The organism is Stenotrophomonas sp. YJH_SMC_58 (assembly GCF_059369635.1).
Genome location: NZ_JCAFSW010000004.1, coordinates 313,552 through 332,993, shown reverse-complemented (window position 1 = coordinate 332,993; position 19,442 = coordinate 313,552). Strand labels below are relative to the sequence as shown.

At 61.5% G+C, this 19,442-nt stretch carries 13 protein-coding genes and 2 pseudogenes; 7 read left to right on the top strand and 8 right to left on the bottom strand.

The genetic code is table 11. The annotated features are described in order from the left end of the window. Complete coding sequence (locus tag AC5P68_RS08195) at window positions 1-1,986, bottom strand: ATP-dependent nuclease (RefSeq protein ID WP_495216670.1); 1,986 nt, start codon at window positions 1,984-1,986, stop codon at window positions 1-3. 1,738 nt (window positions 1,987-3,724) lie between these two features. Here AC5P68_RS08195 and AC5P68_RS08190 point away from each other — a divergent pair. Genes AC5P68_RS08190 through AC5P68_RS08175 form a run of 4 tightly spaced genes read left to right on the top strand, consistent with a single transcriptional unit; the run spans window position 3,725 to window position 10,501 of the window. After that, window positions 3,725-5,218, top strand: a complete 1,494-nt coding sequence (locus tag AC5P68_RS08190; RefSeq protein WP_495216669.1) for a Wadjet anti-phage system protein JetA family protein — start codon at window positions 3,725-3,727, stop codon at window positions 5,216-5,218. Then, window positions 5,215-5,874 carry a DUF4194 domain-containing protein gene (locus AC5P68_RS08185; RefSeq protein ID WP_495216668.1) on the top strand — a complete coding sequence of 220 codons (660 nt, stop codon included), beginning with the start codon at window positions 5,215-5,217 and terminating at the stop codon, window positions 5,872-5,874. The genes AC5P68_RS08190 and AC5P68_RS08185 overlap by 4 nt, the downstream gene beginning before the upstream one ends. Further along, on the top strand, window positions 5,871-9,314 hold the full coding sequence (locus tag AC5P68_RS08180) for an SbcC/MukB-like Walker B domain-containing protein (RefSeq protein WP_495216667.1): 3,444 nt from the start codon (window positions 5,871-5,873) through the stop codon (window positions 9,312-9,314). Before AC5P68_RS08185 ends, AC5P68_RS08180 begins: the two co-directional genes overlap by 4 nt. Further along, a complete protein-coding gene (locus tag AC5P68_RS08175) occupies window positions 9,311-10,501 on the top strand; it encodes a Wadjet anti-phage system protein JetD domain-containing protein (RefSeq protein WP_495216666.1) in 1,191 nt (396 codons plus the stop codon). The genes AC5P68_RS08180 and AC5P68_RS08175 overlap by 4 nt, the downstream gene beginning before the upstream one ends. A gap of 216 nt (window positions 10,502-10,717) precedes the next feature. On the opposite strand, the gene AC5P68_RS08170 is transcribed toward AC5P68_RS08175, so the two are convergent. The 3 genes and pseudogenes from AC5P68_RS08170 to AC5P68_RS08160 all read right to left on the bottom strand — a co-directional run bounded on the left by AC5P68_RS08170 (window position 10,718) and on the right by AC5P68_RS08160 (window position 13,030). Continuing rightward, complete coding sequence (locus tag AC5P68_RS08170) at window positions 10,718-11,215, bottom strand: H-NS family nucleoid-associated regulatory protein (RefSeq protein WP_495216664.1); 498 nt, start codon at window positions 11,213-11,215, stop codon at window positions 10,718-10,720. Between the two features lie 86 nt (window positions 11,216-11,301). Further along, window positions 11,302-11,859: pseudogene (locus tag AC5P68_RS08165) on the bottom strand (imm11 family protein); the annotation flags it as partial. A 421-nt stretch (window positions 11,860-12,280) separates the two neighbouring features. Further along, entirely contained in the window at window positions 12,281-13,030 is a 750-nt protein-coding gene (locus AC5P68_RS08160) for a hypothetical protein (RefSeq protein ID WP_495216662.1), read from the bottom strand. Window positions 13,031-13,362: 332 nt separating this feature from the next. On the opposite strand from AC5P68_RS08160, the gene AC5P68_RS08155 reads away from it, so the two are divergent. After that, the gene (locus AC5P68_RS08155) at window positions 13,363-13,821 is read left to right on the top strand and encodes a TraB/TrbI/VirB10 family type IV secretion system protein (RefSeq protein ID WP_495216660.1); all 459 of its coding nucleotides are present in this window, start codon (window positions 13,363-13,365) and stop codon (window positions 13,819-13,821) included. Then, entirely contained in the window at window positions 13,818-14,045 is a 228-nt protein-coding gene (locus tag AC5P68_RS08150) for a DUF2274 domain-containing protein (protein WP_495216659.1), read from the top strand. The genes AC5P68_RS08155 and AC5P68_RS08150 overlap by 4 nt, the downstream gene beginning before the upstream one ends. Window positions 14,046-14,048: 3 nt before the next feature. Here the strand turns inward: AC5P68_RS08150 and AC5P68_RS08145 are convergent, their stop codons facing one another. Together AC5P68_RS08145 and AC5P68_RS08140 are read right to left on the bottom strand one after the other, a co-directional pair. Next, the gene (locus AC5P68_RS08145) at window positions 14,049-15,953 is read right to left on the bottom strand and encodes a P-loop NTPase fold protein (RefSeq protein WP_495216658.1); all 1,905 of its coding nucleotides are present in this window, start codon (window positions 15,951-15,953) and stop codon (window positions 14,049-14,051) included. Between the two features lie 21 nt (window positions 15,954-15,974). Then, window positions 15,975-16,937 carry a hypothetical protein gene (locus AC5P68_RS08140; protein ID WP_495216657.1) on the bottom strand — a complete coding sequence of 321 codons (963 nt, stop codon included), beginning with the start codon at window positions 16,935-16,937 and terminating at the stop codon, window positions 15,975-15,977. Between the two features lie 289 nt (window positions 16,938-17,226). Between AC5P68_RS08140 and AC5P68_RS08135 the strand changes: the two are divergent. Continuing rightward, window positions 17,227-17,460 (top strand): annotated as a pseudogene (locus tag AC5P68_RS08135) (helix-turn-helix transcriptional regulator); the annotation flags it as partial. Here the strand turns inward: AC5P68_RS08135 and AC5P68_RS08130 are convergent. Beyond that, window positions 17,456-17,998, bottom strand: a complete 543-nt coding sequence (locus AC5P68_RS08130) for a helix-turn-helix transcriptional regulator (protein ID WP_495216656.1) — start codon at window positions 17,996-17,998, stop codon at window positions 17,456-17,458. The pseudogene AC5P68_RS08135 and the gene AC5P68_RS08130 overlap by 5 nt on opposite strands. A gap of 89 nt (window positions 17,999-18,087) precedes the next feature. Next, window positions 18,088-19,344 carry a tyrosine-type recombinase/integrase gene (locus AC5P68_RS08125; protein WP_495216655.1) on the bottom strand — a complete coding sequence of 419 codons (1,257 nt, stop codon included), beginning with the start codon at window positions 19,342-19,344 and terminating at the stop codon, window positions 18,088-18,090. Window positions 19,345-19,442 lie beyond the last annotated feature (98 nt).

Genomic DNA, 19,442 nt, shown 5'->3' with positions numbered 1-19,442 from the left:
TTACCGCCCCTGCTTGAGAGAGGCCTGGATGTGATTGAGCAGCCGCCTCAATACCTCGGGCATTGCCTGCGCGATCTCCTCGCTCTTGAGTTTGGCCATCGCAGCCAGATGCGTCACCGGCTTGCTGTGGGTCAGGAAATGGTACCGATAGGCTGGGAACAAGGGCGGAGCGTCAGGGTAGCGCTCTTCAAAGAGCGCCATTCCTGGTCCAGCCTCCCCCAAAACGACCTTGGCCGCCACCTCTACGGTCGTGCGTGGACCTCCGCCCGCAGGAATGATGGCGGCGTAGGCTTCGGGAAACGCGGTCAGCATGGCCAGATCAAGATCCAGTGGTGCAGAGAAGTACACATCGTGCTTCTCAAGATGGGTCATCCAGCCGGCCAGATGCTTCACGGCCTCCTTCGTCTGAAAGCTGTGCATCTGCGAGAACTGCTCATCCGTCAGCGCATTTTGGCCGGTCCCCAGAAGGTCCGGTTTGGATACACCGTAATCGATGAGTCTTTCGATAGCCGTTTTGATCCGACCAAAGCCCCCTCCCTCCCGGCCAAGGTCCAGATCCAACAGCGTCGCATGGGGAATCTCCAGTTGCTTGAGCAGCAACCAGAAATGCTGCACATGCCGTCCCCCTAGCGGAACAATCGCCACAAAGGCAGGGTCGATGAAGAGGTTCAGGGCCTTGGCCAACACGGGCAGGACGATGCGCTCGGAGTCCCCCTCCACAAGGAGGACAAACCGGGCAAAGTACAGTTCTGGATAGGCAAGCAGTGCGCCCCGAACAAACTTGGATGCTTCGTCTGCGGCTGCCGGCAGTCGAATGGCTCTGACTGTGGAGATTCGGGTTTTCAGACCTTGCCGGCAGTATCTGACCTCATTGGGTTCGACACGACTGAGCACAGCCGGGGAATGACTGGTAATGAGTGCCTGGCCACCCTCCCCCTGCGTCAGAGAACGCACCTGCTCAATGATCCGCGCCAAGAAGTAGGGCGACAGATGATTCTCAGGCTCTTCCAGCGCAAAGATGCTCAGGGCAGGGATACGAAGCCGATCATCCCCGAAGCCCTTGAGTTTTCCGCCCGCGACCTGTCGCTCCAAGTCAAATACAGCGGCGGCCAGGGCGAAGTAGAACAGCGACTTCTGGCCATCGCTCAGGACATCCAGACTACGCTCCTTCCCATCTGCCCCCTGCTCGAAAATGACCGTGATCTTGTGGATCACCTCTTCAAAGCGTCGGCTGACCAGGCTCAGCCGCGGTCGCGTATCCACGAGATCATCGTGCAGATCCGCCCACCGCTTCCGAAGAACCTCTCCAATGGCGACGATTGCAGGCTCTCCCCCAAACGCCGCTGAGAGGTCCTGGGCGGCCTTCTCCACGGCCCCCTCGGTGCCCTCGGACCACTCGATGGCCCGCAGCAGCCGAGCCGCCAATGCACCGGCGGTGGCTTTGACCTGCGCCGCAGGGTCACGGCTGGCAGGCGTGTAGTACAACTGGATCAATCCGCGATCCGACGCGGAGACGGGATACCGGGCATCGACACCGGGTTCAGCCTCCAGCGAATCCAGCCAGAACATTTCCTGGGAGACTTCCCCCTCGGCAGTGCCATCATCTTCCCAGGTCGCCTCTAGCCGAATCCTGCATACCGGGCCGGCCCCTTCTCGCGCGATCAACATTCGCCGGAAGCACGGGGCAATCGTCTCGGCAGTGGCTTGGTCCTTCGCCAGTTCGGGAAAGCCCAACAGCACCTCGATGAACAACTGTTTCGGCTGCCGATCATCCGGATTGGCCTCAGCGCTGACGTGGAAGTCCGAACGCAGAACCGTCCGCTGCGCGCGGCTCACACCGAAAAGCCTGGACAGCGCCTGCAAAAGAGCAGTCTTTCCCGAGGCATTGGCACCCACGATGGCCGTCACATCCGGTGCTAGCGAAACATCCATGAGTTCCGGGCCGAAACAGCGGAAGCCCGCGAGCCGGATCGTTTCAATACGCATTGGATCCCATTCCCCCGATAGAGTGAAAAAAAGTATACAAAAACCCGTCGACTCTTCTGTACGTGTTTAACGCCGCCCCCGTTGGTACAAGCCTAGCGGGCCAAAGAAGACCCCATGCGCCTGCTTCGGTAGTACCGCCCCTTCCGCAACAACGCAGGGGCTATGCACTTCCCATGCGTCTTCTTCCACCTGCTTGCATAGAACCAGATGTGTTCCATTTCGCGACAACTGGAATTGCGATAGCAGCTATCGCACCGTTAGTGTTCTGACTGATGGACATGCCCTTCGTCGGCAAACACTGCCCCCCAAGGCGCCACTGCACTTTCAGTCGTCCCCTCGCCGACGGGGCTGCACACAGATTGGCAGTTCCCGCATTCGCAGAAACATGGAGACTGCCATGGACGACCGGCATGCGCCGCCGGCGTGCTCCGCGCGAGCGGCCTGGTGCTCCCGGACCGTTGCGGGAGGCTGGGCTGGAGCAGCCTCCAGGCGAGCGCCGGCGCTCGCCTTACCCCAGGCGTCCGGCGACAGGAGTTTCCGTCGCCGGACAAGGCGCTTCCCTCGGGGTTTGTAAAGGAAGGCCGCAGCCATCTTAGAAGGTCCGCCAGGGCAAGGAAACGGCGCATCCCTCGGGGAAAACCCTTGCGCGGCCAGCCAGTCCATGTGAAAGCCGTGCCGCTCCCGGCCGCTACCATGAAGGCGGCGGGCCAGGTTCCGGCGCCGCTTGTCCGCACCTTCAGTACGCCATCGCTCGTTTGGGTCGCCTCCCAACCTTCATTGCCTGCCAGGGGAACATATGGAGTACATCTGCCTCAGCCTTGGTCTGCTGTCACTCGTCACGGGCTTAGCCAGCGCTCGTTACTGGCTCCAATCCAGCCAGGTCAAGGTCGATCCCGGATGGGCCGTGGAGCCGGGGAACGCTCCGGTCTCACAGGCCGGCTGGACGGGGGCTCTGTTGGACGCTGGCTTGAAGGCTGCCAGGATCAACAAGGTGGCCGCCGTCCTGGCCGCACTGTCCGTGGCCAGTGGCGGCATCGCAAACTTCATCAGTTTGCTTCGCTAACGCGCTGTCGGGTCCCTGGTGCTTCAGATCCAAGGGAGTTTTAGCCGCGGCCAAGGACTTCAAGGATCCCCGACTGACGGCCCATCTCGAACGCGGACACCGGTCCGGGCACTTCCTAAATCGTCCATCACGTACACCCTGCGTGTGGAAGGACTGTGTTCGCCGACCTTGCCCCGTCCCGGCGCCCGCGGCAGCCACTCCCACCCTGCGCCATCCCCGGCGGGGCTCTTTTAGTAGATCAAGAATACTGAATTCTTAGCTATTGGATTAATGAGGTTCCATGCAAGATCACCCCCACGCGGCCGTGACTGGCATCGACTCTTTCAACACGAGCCGCCATGGCTGTCCCATGCGGCTGCCATTGCGACCTCTTTACCCACCTCTTCTGTATTTACATAGCGCTGGTTTATACATACCGTTAATCTCAATCAATACGAGTCGACGTCTTCATGTCTCTCGATGGTCGCCGGACAAGGAATGCCATGGCGGGCCCTTTCTTGTGGGAAGCCCCGGTCAATCACCGACCGCTAGGGGCCGCGTATGCCGAGATCCTTTGGCGGTCGATCTTCCGACCATCGCGATCTGATCGACCCGCAGGCGCTCGCCGCCCTAACGCGACCCCTGCTGCCACCCCGGCCTGCATCGGACCGTTGAGGACCGCGCGGAGGGACCCCTATGGCGATCTATGACCTGACCGATCAGATCTTCCTGGAGAAGATCGCCGAGCGCTATCCGCCCCTCTTCAAGCGCCTGCCCGATCGATTGTTCACACCGCTGGCCTCTGCCAATCGCCAGCAGTACTGGTCACTGCTGTGCGTACTACACGCCAAGCGCTTCGGACCCGAAGCCCCGCTGCCGCCCAGCAGCGGCTTTCTGACGCGCGAGATCACGGCCGACATCGCCGAAGAGCTCCAGTACCAAGATTGGACTCCAGAGGGCGACGATGTAACACCGGCCACGCCGCTGGCTATTCGGGCCATCATGGTCTTCAATCGTCTGCGCGACGCAGGTTGGCTTCGGGTAGACCGGGTCGGTGTACGGGAGATGGTGACGATGGCCCCCGCCGTCGCCCACTTCATGAGCCGTCTGGTCGAATTCGCGCATACCGGTCCCGAGTTCGTCTCCGGCAAGATCCGCAGCATCGAAGCAAACCTGAAGCTGCTCTTTGACGACGCGACCGATGGCTCCTCCCTGCAGGAGGCGGCGCGGCAATCCCGTGCCCTCCTCGAGCATGTGCGTATTGCCGGCACCAATGTCCGCGACCTGATGCTGGAGCTTGGCCGCGTCGACGCTACCGGGGAGTTCGTGCGCCGCTTCTTTGACGACTATGTCGAACGCATGTTCATCGGTGACTACAAGGAGCTGCGCACACGCGAGCACCCATTGGCGCGGCGCCAGGAGATCCTGCGCCTGGTGGCCCATGTCCAGCAGATACCGGCCATGCGTGCCCGACTGCTGCAGTGGTACCTGGAGAAGCAGGCGGGCCGCGATCCGACCCGCGCCGAGGCGCTCTTCGAGCGAGACATCGAGAAGGTGGAGGACCTTCGTCGCATTGATGAGTATCTGGACCGGCTTGACGATGAGATTCGCCGCGCCAACAAGCTGGCGCTGGCCTATCTGGACTACCGGCTGCGGGCCACCCGGCCCCTGGACGAGCTGATCCATCAAGCCATCGATGCCGTCATCAAGCACGGCAGCCAGGCCACTGCGCTGACCCCATTTGCACCCGGCGACTGCCTGGCGGGCGAGCGCCTGGCCTCGCCCCGGCTGGAGACCAAGCGCCCCCCGCCCAGCGGATTGCGCCAGCAGGTCATGTCCCCGGAGCAGGCAGCGCGCGCGCGTCTGGCCCTGATGGCCCGAGACCGCCGAACCATGTCATTGCCCAAGCTGGCGGCCTTCGTCCGTCTCCAGTTGGGCGAGGCCGATACGGTGGCCAGCGCCACGCTTCGGATCGACAGCATTGAGGCGGTCCGTGCATTGCAAACGCTGTGCACGATCTCCACTGCCAATGCGTCAACCAGCAAGCTGCTGCGGGCAAACGCCCGTGCCATGAGTAGCGGATTTACCACGATCCGGCTGGAGGGTGAGCAGGATGAGCATCAGGGCATCTCTCACCTGCGCTTCGTGATCGCAAGGACGACCAAACCGGCGAAGGGAGGAGATGCGTGAGTTTCTGGGCAAATGCGGTAGAAGCCACCCGGCAGGCGGTCACGGAAGATGAGTTTGAGGCGGCCGCAAACCGACTGATCACCGAGCAGGTGCTCTACGCCGCCGATCGCGGAAGCAAGGTGGCCTATGGGCTCATCCGCGATTTTGAGCGTGAATTCAAGCGCGCCTTGGACCCATTGGGCTACACGGTACGGGTCAACAGCCAGCTGCGCTACGCCTGTGCAATCCCCAAGCACGTGAAGACCTCGCCGGTCACGGTCGAACAGACGCTACTCGCTCTGGTGCTACGCAAGATCTTCGATGAGGAGACGCGCTCGGGGCACCACGACGAAAACGGTGAGGTGGCCTGCGATCTGGTCACGCTGGAGATGAAGTACAAGCAGACCACGGGCGGACGCGAGCTGCCCGCCGGCAGCAAACTCGTCTCGCTAATGCAATGGATGCGGCGCTGGGGGATCGCCCGGGTGTCAGAGGAAGAGGTGGACCGGTTCGGACATGTGGCCGATCAACCTTACGTGGTCATTATCCGCCCGGGCATCGCTGAAGTCCTCGGCGAAGCGGCACTGGCGCGCATCGCGCTGTTCAGCAATCCGGATGCCGAGCTGGTAGAGACCGACCCGACCACCACCGCCATGGAAGAAGGCGGTGCCGCATGAAGAAGTTGATCCGGATCCGTGTGGTGCAGTTCTTCCTGTACGAGATGCGCGACGTTGAGGTCGGTCTGACCTGCGGAATCTTTGGTGCCAACGGTAGCGGAAAGTCCTCGCTGTTGGATGCCGTCCAGATTGTTATGCTGGGTGCCAATGAAAGTCGTGGCAACGCCGGCGTCGCATTCAATGCGCAGGCAGATGAATCCAATCACAACAGCCGCAACATCCGCAGCTACTGTCTTGGCCAGTATGGTGATTCGCCGGACGCGCGCGTCCGCAACAGTGCCAATACCTATATCACCCTGGTTTGGCAGGACACGCAGACTCAGGAGATCGTTTCCACCGGAGTGTGCATCTACGCCAGCGCTGATCGCGAGAAGCCCGATGTTCTGGGTCGCTATGTTCTTCCAGCCGAGATTGCATTCTACGATCATCTCGAACACGCCAACGGCGTAGCTCAGCCTCGCCCCTGGGCAAGCTTCCGGCAGATGCTGTTGCAGCGTGCCCAGGGAGAGGAGGTCCTGTTCCACGATTCGGAGCGGTTCTTGAAGGCGATGTTGTTCCGGTTGCGGGGCACCCGCGGTGCTCCGCGTCTGGATGCCTATCGTCAGGCCTTCCGCTTCGGACTGCGGATGAAATTTGACAGGAGCGTGGACGACATCGTCCGCCAGCAGGTCCTGGAGATCCGACCGACGAACATCAAGCGCTTCAAGGAGGTCCTGCACACCTTCCAGGAAATGGCAGCCCTGGTGCGCAGCGTGCAAGCCAAGCTGGACGAGGCCCAGGTGATCGAGGCGGATTTTGTGGATGCCCATCGCCGCTGCAGCCACGCGGTGTCGCTCGCGGCGCTAGCCCAGGCGGCGGCGCTGGAGGTCGCCAACGAGGAGGTGACAACCGCCGAAGCGGCTGAAGAACGTGCTCTGGCCACGCTTGTCACTGCCAACGCACGGCGTGACGATGCAACTGGTCAGGTGGAAACGGCAGACCAGCGCGTACGCGCGTGTACCGCCAACCGGGACCGGCATGCATCTCACCAGGATGCGGCGCTGCTGCGCGAAAGCCTCACCGGTGTGCAGCAACGTCTCAGCGAGCATACGTCGGGACTGCACCGCAGCATCCGGGCAATTGCCAGGGCCATTGATGTTCAGATCCCCGGCAAGCCCGTAGCCGACAGCGCTGCCGTCACAGCCCCGGCGTACCGGGATCTCCATGCCCTGCTGGAGGGAGACGTGATCGGCCAGCGCGATGCGCTGGAATCGACCCTTCGCAAGGCGCTGCGCGCAGCCCAGCGGTTGAGCAACGAGGTAATCGAGGAGATGCATGCCGTCGGGCGTGCGCAGTCGGCGGCCGAGGCCGAGCTAGCCAGCGTGCGGGAAAACCAGGAGCGCATCGCCAAAGGAAAGCCTCCACTCGAGGGGGCCGCTGCAGCGCTCAAACGTGCTTTGGCCGTTGCAGGAATCGGAGCCATCCCGGTATGCGATCTGGTGCGCGTGGATACGCCGGACTGGCAACCAGCGATCGAATCCTATCTGGGGACCTCGAACATGCAGGCCTTGCTAGTCGATGAAGCCGATGAGCGCAAGGCGTTCCGCGTTTCACGCCACGCCAGCATCTATGAGGCAAAGGTCGTGATGCCCAGCAAGTTCTCCAGCCGCCCTAGTCCTAAGCCCGGGACAGTAGCTGAACTCATCAGCGGCAACAATGCTGCCGCGGTCAACTATCTGCGATCGAAATTTGGCGACACCCGCCAGGCTGAAACGGAGGAGGAGTGCTTTGCCCACCGGTTTGCGATGACCCGCGACGGCATGTTGCTAGCCGATGGGGAGATGGTGCGCAAACGGCCGACGGATCCGGCCCTGTTCAAGATCGGCCCCACCTCCACGGCAACGCGTAGCTCCATCGCCGAGCGTGCCCGCCAGCTCCAGGCAGAGATTGAAGAACTCAAGGAACGCTACACGAAACTCAAGACCCTGCTGAACAACCTGGGCCCCTTCGTCGGCGGGGAGCAGGACAAGGTTGGCGACATCCTCGAGATTGTCGAGCGGGTGGTCAAGGAAATCCGGGATGAGGCCGATCTGACGCGGAGGCTGCGAGCGCTGGATACGGAGGAATACCGCCGGCTGGTCCAGGCGCTGGAAGAGGCCGAGGCTGCCCTGACTGAGGCGCGAAGCCAGTTGCTGGTGGCTGCCCAAGCCGTGGGCGCCGCTGAGACGGCTCATCAGCAGAGGCGTGAGGATACCCAAAGGAAGCGGACCCTGGCGGTGGCCCAGCAAGCAGTCGCCGAGGCCGCGCAGGCCCAGGAGGGCTATGACGCCGATTACGCCAGCAGCCAATGGGAGAGGCTTCTGTCCCGTCAAGGCTTGTCCTATCGTGAGATGGTTAGCGACTACAACGGACGCAGCAAGGGCGCAAAAGAAGACTCCCAGCGGAAAGCAACCAGTGCCATGCAGAAGCTGTCGGCGTTTCTGGTCCGACACAACGAGGTCATGCCAGCCGATCCGCAGGACGACTGGCGTAGCGCTCGCCGCTGGCTGGAAGCACGCGTGTTGGTTTTGACCGAGACCGGACTACGCGAAAACAAGGCGCGCATGGAGGACGCATTGAGCGCGGCCAAAAGCACTTTCCGCAACGACGTCGCGGTGGCCTTGCATGAGCATCTGGAGTGGCTGAGCGACACCCTCCATCGGATGAATGAGGCCTTGCGACGTGCGCCGATGTTTACCAATAACGAGCGCTATCAGTTTCGTGCGCATGAACGCTCCGCCTACGCCTCGCTACTGAAGTTCATCAAGGACGTGGCTCAGTACGGCCCATCGGAGGACCTGCTGGGCGGGACGGGAGAGCTCCCCAAAGAATTCGAAGAACTGATGCGTGAGAAGACCGTGGTCGGCGCGGCTGCCGTGAGATCACCCCTGGACGACTACCGCGAGTTCTTTGACTTCGACATCGAGGTGTTGCGCGAAGAAGCCTCCAGCCGTTCTACCCGGCACATCGGATGGCTCAGCAAGCGGGTCGGCTCTGGCTCAGGAGGCGAACATCGCGCGCCGCTCTATGTGATCGCCGGTGCAGCGCTGTCGTCAGCGTACCGGCTGGAGCGCGGCGACGGCTCCGGCCTGCGGCTACTGGTCATCGACGAAGCGTTCATCAAGATGGACCCGCGCAACATTGTCGCGACCATGCGCTACTTCGAGGAACTGGGTTTACAGGTCTTCATGGCCAGCACGGGAGATGCGTTGGGGAGTCTGACGGCTTTTCTCGATCGGTACTACGACATCATGCGCGATGCTGAAAGCAACATCGTGATGCTGGAGGGGCATGATGTGTCTGCCGAGACGCGAGAGATGTTCCGCGCAGATTTGCCTGAATTCAACCCGGAGCTGATCGAAGCGGAGATCCGAAGGCAGTACCAGCCTCAACACGTCTCAATAGAAGGACCCTCTGCATGAGCAGCCAGATCCCGGACAAGGTGATGGATCCGCGGGCGAGGAAGGCGCTGCTACGCCTCCTGAAGGCGGCCAACAAACACCACGCTGGTACGGCGGTGCGGCGCCCCGCCCTGGCCGCTGCCGCCCTGTCCGAATACCACGCACTGCGTGGCCTGAAGGCCATGGAGGACTTCGAAGCGGAGATGGCCACGGCGCAAGCGATGGGGGCCATCACAGTGCACCGCCCTCGGCGGGATCGCCAGGGTCTCATTGAGCGCATTGAGTTGGTAGACATCGTCAAACTGGCCAGCCACTTGGGCGAGGTGCCCTATGCGGTGCAGGTCCAAGCCGCAAGACAAGCCTTGGACACCTACCTGAGCCGGTACCCGGTCCTGACCGACGTGCTGTCCACCTGGGACAAGCTCAAAACCGTTCGTGGCAGCGGACCTGACGTCGTCCACCGCTGGGTCATGGCCTGTGACGTCATCGCGTATTGCACCGCAGAAGTGGCACGGGGTGCCACGGAAACGGCCGTCAGGGACGCCAGCGCTCGTCTGTTCAGGGATAGCAAACGCATCGAGGCCTTGATCCCCTACCTCGATGTCTTGCTCACCGGCAGCACCGACGAGGAGGCACGCCCGGAAGCAGAGGTCTTGCAAGAGTTGGGCCTCTATCGTGAACCGCAGCCCGTGCGCCTGGCCGGCAACATCGTGGTCCGTCGGGAGCGAGGCGCCTTTCTTCTCGACCGGCCCTACACCGCATTGCCCCCTACCACGGTGCTTGGCCTTGGCGCCCCGCCTAGCGAAGTGCTGACCATCGAGAACCAAACCACCTTCCATGGATGGGCGCGCCAGCACAGCGAATCTGATGTGCTGTGCCTCTACACCGCCGGCATGCCGTCGCCGGCGTGGCGGGCCATGTACCTGCGCCTGTTGACGGACCTGCCCCCGTCCACGCCCGTGTTGCACTGGGGAGACCTGGACGAAGGCGGCTTTCGGATCGCCGCGTTCCTAAGCCGATGCGTATCAGAGGCCGGGCATGTCCTTTTGCCTTGGCGGATGCGTCCGGCCGATATTCCAGAGCCCCTGCGCCGCAGCGCCCGCCCGCGCACCGTGGACCGCATGGTCAAGTACGCCAGGGAAGCCGGCTGGAATGAGCTTGCCCTGGAACTCTCTGAGGCCAAGCTCGTCGCCGAACAGGAAGGATGATCAGGCTTCAATCCAGCGAGCATGCAGAGCTCTCCACCTCGCCCTGGCCACTCACCGGCATCAAGCGTCTGCTATACGTATGACGACCTGTCCCTTTCCCGCATGGGCCTAAGTCTCCTACGGCGAGGCACAGGCGGTGTCATGCCCCGTCCGGCTCTGTTGCGAGTCCGAAACGCCAGCACACATCGCGTACTGGCGTCCCAGTGCCACCGTGATCTACTTGGCCCGCCGCTTCTTGCTCGGGCTCTTCTTCGCCGGCATTTTCTTGCTATGGATCCGTCTGTCGGGGACCTTCGCGCTTCCATCCGGCGCCACCGACGGCTTGCCCACCGGCGGGAATTTCTCATCCGGATGCGCCTTCAACCACGCCTTGCCGTCAACTGTCGCAGCCCACGCGCTGAATGCGTGAGGGGTATGGCCACGCCCAGACCAGGTTTCTCCGGTGGGCAGCAGATAGCGCGGGGCCTGCTTGCCCAAGATCTTGCCCTTGCTCGGATGGGGCCGCCTGTCACTCGGGCCTGGCGATACGGGGACGCTGCTCTCGCCAGCCAACTGGAGCATCCGGCGGCGCTGGCTCGGGGTTAGCACCGGGGCATACTTCTGCGGGGTCCCTAGCGCTGCGTTGACCTCGGCATCGCGCGACTGCACCAGACGCTTGCGCGCCTCCAATTGCTGGATCTGTACATCAATAGCTTGCACGCTCGTCAGAGCCACGATCGACTCCTGGTCGCAAAGCAGGCGCCTTTATAGCGCAAAGCCAGCCTTGTGCAAGCACCGCGCGCTTCGCGGGCCAAAATGACTCACAGATCGCACACATCAAGGAAGCCCAATCCATCGCGGCCACGCTCCACATCCATGCCCGCGTCGGCGATCGCATCCCGGAGTACCCGATCGCAAAACACAAAATAGGAATGTGGCGTGAGAAACAAACGCGCACCGGCCAGTCGCTCCAGTCGGAACACCAGCCGACTCCCACCGACTACGTCATAGAACCGACCACTGGAAAACTGCGGCCCAGTCTGGATCTCCAGCGTGGACGCCTGCTCATCGAGAGCATCGCGCTCCTGCACGACATCGCAGAGGAACCGTCGCGGACCCGGTGATCCGTCGGCCATTCGGTAGTCGCACTCGACAAAGACACACGCCTGCGGATCCACTTCCAGCAGGACCTGACGCAGGCGCTGGGAAACCAGCCAGTAGCCGGAAAAGCCGCCTTCCAGGTCACGCGGCGGATCGCCCGCCTGTGCGTCGTACACCAACCGAGGCATCTCGCGCAGCGGCGGGAAACCACCGCCGCGCGGACGCAAGCTCAAGTGTCCCGGCGTCAGCAGCCGCTCGAGGTTGTCGAAATGGACGCCGCGCCATCGCCCCCTTGCGCTCCATCATCACATGAAACAGGAAGTAGTCCTGCAGGCTGCCGACAGCATCATTCCTCGCGTCCATCGCACACGTCCTCTTCCTTGTCCGCAGTCCCCCTGCTGGTGCACGCAGCGCGCATGGAGACCGATGCGCATCGTCGGGCTGCAGACGGCATCAGCGCGTCGAGCTAGACGAATGCCATGCGATAGCTGGCATCTCACGTCCTTCTACGCGAACTGGCGTATGCGTGCTTTCCCGGCCTGGCCATTCATGTAAGGGCCGGCCGATGACCGCTGCCCCGCGCCGAGTGTGAATGAGCGTCCTCGGATCGACCGAACCCTCGTCGATCCAGACTCCGATTCCATCAAGATCCCGCGGATGCCCGGACGCTGCGCACGAAACGAACCACAGTCAAGGTTCTTACGCGGGGTTCGCCGGCGGCTTGGGAATGGTCGACATCAACACGTCCGGATAGGCAACCTCCTGCTTCACCCGCTGCCACTCTGCCTTCAGAATGTCCTGCGTGCACTGTTGCGCCTGCTCAATGAAGGCGATGCCTTCATGGAGCAATTTTCTGGCATCAGCTTGGGAATTGGCACCTTGCGTTCTGTTGATCGCATCGCGAATCTTCTCAAGGCGCTCCCGAAGCATGACGTGCAACGGCTCCTTCGGATTGAGGCGCAGCATCAGGCGGATATGACGCTCCTGATGCTCACGATCGCGTGCACCATGCTCGACGGAAAAGGCATCTGCGGCCGCTTGCAGAATTGCCTCTTGCTTCACCGGATCCAGCTTCCCTTCTGCATCCTTGGCCTCTTCCTGGACCCGCAACGCAGTACGGGAACGCACAGCATCCCACTTCCAGAGCATTTCCTGTGACAAGGCCAGCTGAAACGCCATTTCAGTACGCAGCTCGTCGATCCACTTCTGGCGCTTATCAGCAACAAAGGCCGCCGTGGTCCGATGGGAGATCAGCATCTGCAGCTCAATCTGTTGCTTTGCCTGGCGGCGCGTCAAGGACCCAGTCAAGAATGTCAAACCAACGCCACAGGCCGTCACGACGACGGTCCATACCGCTACTGATAGCAACCCCATATTCGCCCCTAAGAATTGTCCAAACCGCATCGATTCGTTTACCAGCGCCTGCGGCCAGGACGCGACACCACCCATCCCATACATTGCACTTCCCCCGTCCATGGAAACCTGTCGCCAGTTTAATCGAGGATGAAGCCCCGCGAGACCGTCCGATTCCGTCCTCTTGTGCAAGCGAATTCACGCCAACCCGGCCGGCGACGCTCGCCACTCAAATCCAGCAGCTGTGAAATTGGCATCAAGGCGACCAAATGCGCTGCGTCCTTTCCAAGCTGTCCAGCATTCAGGAAGCAGCAACCCATGTCCATCTCAAAAGAAGATAGGTGCCATCACGCGACGCAGCCATCCGAATGCGGTGAGCATCATGAGAATAGCCCGAAAGGCGCGTCACCCACGCGCAAAGAAATTCCGTGATCTCACAGTTCACACCAAGCGTGAGGCACGGAAGACCTGGTTATTCGATCCCACTGCACCGGATGTCTCTGGAGTACACACCATGGCAACGGTCCTCGCTGACCCTCGACAACCTCGTCGGTGCCGACCCGGCCGGCTACGCCGGCCTGCAGGATGACGTCGATGGCCACTGGGGCCGTTTGTTCGCGAGCGCCGCGCTGACTACGATCCTCGGCGTCGGCGCCGAGCTGGCCGCTCCGGAGAACCGCCAGGACGGCAATCGCGTCGTCATCGCCGGGCGCGACAGCGCGCAGGATAGCGTCAACCAGATGGGACAGGAGCTGACCCGGCGCCACCTCAATGTGCAGCCGACGCTAACCGCACGGCCGGGCCTGCCGGTCCGGCTCATCGTCTCGCGTGACCTGGTGCTGCGGCCGTACCAGCTGATGTTCTTCCTGCGCGGGAGCCTGCCGTGAGCGCGACCCGGAAGCTGCGGCTCGGTCCGCTGCCGAAGCTGGAATCCATCCGGCTGACCTTCGTCTGCCCCGCGGCCCTGAAGGCGGAGCTGGATCGCTACGCGGCGATGCACGCGCAGGCCTACGGCGAATCCGTCGACGCGGCAGCCCTCATTCCGCTCATGCTCGAAGCCTTCATGGACGGGGATCGCGGATTCCGGCGAGGCAAACGCGCTTCCCCGTAAGGCCTACGATTCTTTTGCGGAATCCAACGCTTCATCAAGACCGTAGGCGACGACCTCTTGCAATCGATCCTTTGAAATGGGAGACATTGCAGCACTCGCTGCCCGCAGCTGGTCCCTGACCTCGATCGCCCAAGGCCGTTCGTCCGCGAGATACCGGTCGATCAGGCCATCTTCATAGCGCATCCTGAGTGCCATCATCGCCCTTTGCTGTTTTCCCGGATGAAGGCCGAGGAAGGTGTCCACGAATCTACGCACGTCCAAGGCGCCCAGCACCGGGATGTCGTAGAACTCATTGTCCTCGTGATTGGTCAAGCAGATCCGGCGGAGGAACTGGTCGGTGTCATCCACCATCAACGTGAGAAGATCTTGGGCAATGGCGGGTCGGCGATCGACCGCAGCCGCATGGCGTTTCTGGTTCAAGTACTCAGAGAGCCCCCTGAACTCTGCTGAGGAGGCTTCCATGTAGCCTAAGCCATCGTGGCTACGGACAGTGACATCGAAACGGTCTCGTCGCCGTTCAATGGGCTCAAGCCATCCCTGATCGTACAGGTAGTCCACATAGGCCTTTGCGTCGGCAACGACTTGTGCGCGGCTGGCCATCGTCACACCGATCGCCGACAGCCGGAGCTGAATGCCGAAAACGTGCCGAATCTCGCCGAGGACCGTGTATTCATGGTTGGCGAAGGCACGCGTCATCTCGGCAAGAGCCACGTTGAACTCTTCTTCCGTGCGCTCACGATAGTTCCACACGGTCCGCCAGGCGGCCTCCTGCTTAGCTCTAAAGAACAAAGAACTTCCATCCAGCTCATCGCTGATCCTCTGCCGATCAACGATGCCTCTCACGATCAGGTCGATCAGGGTATCGTCCGAGAGGAGGTCAGCGTCAACCCGCGCACGTGGATATCGATCGTTCACGGCGACAATCCTGGGGGGAATATATTCGTCCTGCTTGTTCCGCATGTACGAAGATACGATCTGGGTCTGGCGATCCTTCATGTCGTCCGCGGCAAGTCGTCCTGCCTTGACCTCGAATGAGAGCGCTAACAGGAGAGCCAGCAGAGCGTTCATCGCCTCATCGTTCTTCCGATGCCTCTCTTCCAAGACGATGTAGAGTCGTTCGAAGTCCAGGATGGTTTGCTGCAAAACTCTCAGGTTGTTCATCTCAGACTGGTGGTAGACCTCCGAGATGATGGAAGCACTGGAGGAAATGAAATGTTTCGCGGCCTTGTCCTTGACCGCGACGAAGAATCCTTGCAGTGCCTCCTCGAGGGACGACTGAACTTCGAACACCTTGCCAACGAGCTTCTCGCGAACTCGCTTGTACTTCGGCTTATCGTCGATCTCCTTCTCATTCGCGATAAGGATGACCTTGCGTCCCTCGTGCTCCACGAACACGTTGATGTAACCCATCACCGTATTGATGGGCATCTCAGATCGCTCCAGATCGTCAAACACGTAGACGTTGGCTTTGGACTTGTTGAGGAAGTCCTTCGCTTTCAGATCCAGCTCCACGTTGAAGTATTTCCCGATCGACTTGAGCGCCCGGCCTCCCAGTTCAACGCCCTTGTTCGCCAGCACGGGATACATGCCTTGAAGGATGGCGTCGTCGATGTCGTCAACTGATCGGATGCCGTAGAGACTGACATAGATGTACGGCGTCGCCTCCTTGTCCAGCGTGTCCAGGAATTTCTTGATGACGAAGGTCTTGCCGATCCCCCAGGGACCATCCAGAAGTACGGCGAACCCCGGCGGGGTGGGCAGCGAAAGGTAGTAGCGCAGGTATTCTTTGACGTGAACGTTGCGATCCGTCATCTCGTTCCCGGAACTCTTGATTGCTTCGGACTGTGCGGCTGGAGCGCGTTCTTCTGCTTTCGACGGCATGGATTTTTTCCTGATCCGGTCAGTCATCGATCTTTCCAATTCGTCAGTTCACTCACGGAGGTTGAGTCCGTGATGCTGACGCTCGTTGACGGGAGACTTGACGTAGCTTGCGTGTGGCTTCCCAAGAAGGGCGACCAAGAGACGGCTGACTAATGCCTGCATCTGGTGCGGCGTGTTGCCAGGATCTGCTGCCAGTTGATTGCCGCCATAGATCGAGTATCCAAGCGGCTCGCCAAAGAAGAGCCCCTCGTGGAAGGCGTTGTTGCGAACCACCGAAAGCGACGACGGCGCCGCCGTGGCGTGCCTGGCCCAATCGGGGACCGGCATGTTGAACGCCGCGCACATCCACTGAATGCGCTCGCCGTGGGTTCGAGGGGGCTTTGCCCCTCCCTTGGCTGAAATGAGCTGGAAGCACCCATCCAGTGCCATGTAGAGGTACTGGAACCGCTCAAAGGGAAGGCTCTGAGGATAGTGCGAAAGGAACAATGCGTGGATGACGGCCGCCACCCGCTTGGGAGCCCTTGAATCGGCGGGCTCGGCATTGAGAAAGTCCAACGCCAATCCGATGGCATCGGACTCATCGCCCGGGCGAGTCAGAACGAAGTCCACGAGCTTGCCGGGCTTGGTCGGCGCCGCATCGAGAAAGCCGGCCTCGGTCGTCGTTAGGGGCATGCCCAGGAAGAAGGCAAGGCACCACACGACGAACTCAAGGTCGAGTGGATTGGTGCTTTGATGAAGGGTCAGGACGTGAGTTTTGGGCAATCCAAAGACCCGGGCGGCATAGGGCATCAAGCGGGTCTTCCCGCTAAACACGTCGCGATGACGTTGCGCTCCCGGATAGATCCAGTCTTTTACGGTGCAGGGATCTTCCGTAACCGCCGCCATGGATTCTTGGAGAGTGGTGAGCGTTCGGACCGAAAAACGGTCCGTGTCTAGGTCGCAGGCCCTCGGGTAGTAGCCGAACTCGGCGGCAATTCCCTTCGCCGGAGAGTGGAGTGGCTGTCCTTCCATGGTTTCAGTCCCTTGGCGTCCGCCGGATGTACTGGTTCCTATGGTCCCGCCATCGACGGCGGCCCGCAACGCCTCCTCGCCGCCGGTTAAACCATACGCAGTAAACTAAATTCGTATTGAATGGTAGGGCAATGGAGGGCGCTGGTGGCGGACCTTGGGTGACCCCACCGATTCCGATTGCACCTTGGGCTTATCACTGGCCGCACCTTGCGACGCCGCCTGAGCAACGGCCGTTGAATGCGCTGCACTACCCCGCAGCAAGTTGTTCCTATAGGAGCTGAACTTCACCATGTCTCCATGCAGCATACTGATGGAGTTCGAGGTGGAACAGCTATCGCAAACGTCCAATGCGCTTCCCCTGCCGAGAACGGAAGCCTACGACGCATTACCGCAGTTCCCGAAACGCAGTCCCCTTCCCTTTCGGCGTACCATCCGCCGCCAGGAACTGCGGCAGATCGTCCCATTGGCCGAAACGACGATCTATGAAATGGAGCGCCGTGGCGAGTTCCCGCAGCGCTTCAACCTGACGCCACGCTGCGTCGTGTGGGACTTGGCCGAAGTGGAAGCGTGGATCGAGCAGCGCAAGCAAGCCCGTCGGGGCGCCGTCTCCAAGCCAGATGTCCACCTACGAAAAACCCGCCCTGTCCGGGAGGGTTCGAGCGAGGGTTGAGATCGACAGCGCACTTCTCCGCCTGGTGCCAAATCGACGCGCGGCCCTCATGCACCGGCGCCGGAAAGCTGCCCGGATAGGCGAGCCTCAGCTTGCGCACGTTCTGCCGCGACACGCCCACGATATCGGCCACGTCGATCAACCCAACCAGATCCGGCGCCACCTCGATCAGCCGAGCCGAAGGAACGGCAGCGCGCACATCTGCCAGCACGCTGCGCACAGTCTCATCCGCATCAGCCGCCTCGCGGGTGAACTCCAGCGCCAGCCGACCCGGCTGCACGATGCCGACCAAAGCATCATCACAGCCGGCTTCGCCCAGGCGCTCGACCAGCGCATCCGCAGCGCGGTCGTCTTCGGCGAGCTGGTGTTTCAGAGTGAAGGTGTATTCCATCGCTACTCCTGGGCATCGCCGTCAGCCTCGAGCTGCTGGCGATGCGTGGTGCGGTTGTCTACGACGCGCCGCAAGGCGATGCAGCCCTCCTATGCGATTGCGCTCAACGCCGGCGCCACCACGTTTGCCGGCCCCAGCTTCGGCACATAGGACTGCCCCTCTCCCCACGCATCGACCATGTTGGCCCACTCCTGCAGCATGTGGCGCCGCTGGTCGGCGTACTCGGCCTTGTTGTAGACCGAGCGCGAGGAACGTCCATCCTCGTGTGCCAGGCACTTCTCGATCCAGTCGCGGTTGAAGCCGATTTCGTTCAACAGCGTCGAGCCGGTGCGGCGCAGGTCGTGGACGGTGAACGGCTGAAGCGGTAGCCCCTTGGTCTTTGCCGCCTCTACCACGAGTCGCGTGACACGATTCAAGGTGGCGTTGGACATGCACCGCTCGGCGTCATAGCGGGACGGGAAAACAAATCGTGAGCCGGCCGCGCAGGCATGCAGCGTCACGAAGATGTCGAGCGCCTGGCGCGAGAGATAGACCACATGCGGATTGCGCCCCTTCATCCGCTGCTTCGGAATCGTCCAAGTCTTGCTCTCGAAATCGACCTCATCCCAGGTGGCCTGAATGAGCTCGCTCTTGCGTACCAGCGTCAGCAGGATCAAGCGCAGCGCCAGCTTGATGGTCGGATAGGTCGCCACCGATTCCATCTCCTGCACCATCAGCCGGATTTCCGTCGGTGACAAGGCGCGATCCTTGGGCACGAAGGTGGCGATCGAGGCCGCGCCCACGCTGTTGGCGGGGTTCTCCACCTTTTCGCCCTGAGCGATGGCGTAGACATAGACCTGCTTCACGATGTCGCGGATCTGAACCGCGGTGGCGGGCGCCCCACGGTCTTTGACCTTGTTGCACAAGGCCCGCAGGTCTTCGGCCTCAATTTCGGTCAGCAGACGGTTCTGGAAGACCGGCAGGATGTCCCGGTCGATGATGTGCTTGCGCATGGCACGCGTGCTGTCAGCCAAACGGGCGTTGACGAACCACGTTTCCATCGCCGCGCCGAAGGTCTTGATGGCGAGCACCCGGCGTTTCTCGCGTTGCTTTTCGAGCGAGGGCGAGATGCCTTTGAGGACGGTCTTGCGCGCATCGAGCAATAGTTCGCGCGCCATCGCCAGCGAAATACCGTCAGAGCCATAGCGTCCGAGGGTCAGCGTCTCGCGGCGACCGTTGAGACGATAGTCGTAGCGGAAGGTGACGGTACCGCTGGGCGATACCGTCACATACATTCCGTCTCGGTCAGAAGCCTTATAAGTCTTGGACTTAGGCTTCAGGTTGCGCAGTGCAGTCTCGGTCAGCATCGAGGTTTCCTCCGGTTCTGACGTATTTACCGTCAGGATTTACCGTCAGGGACCTGGAGACCTGCTGATGCCCGAAAAGCCCCGTAAAACAAGCTTTT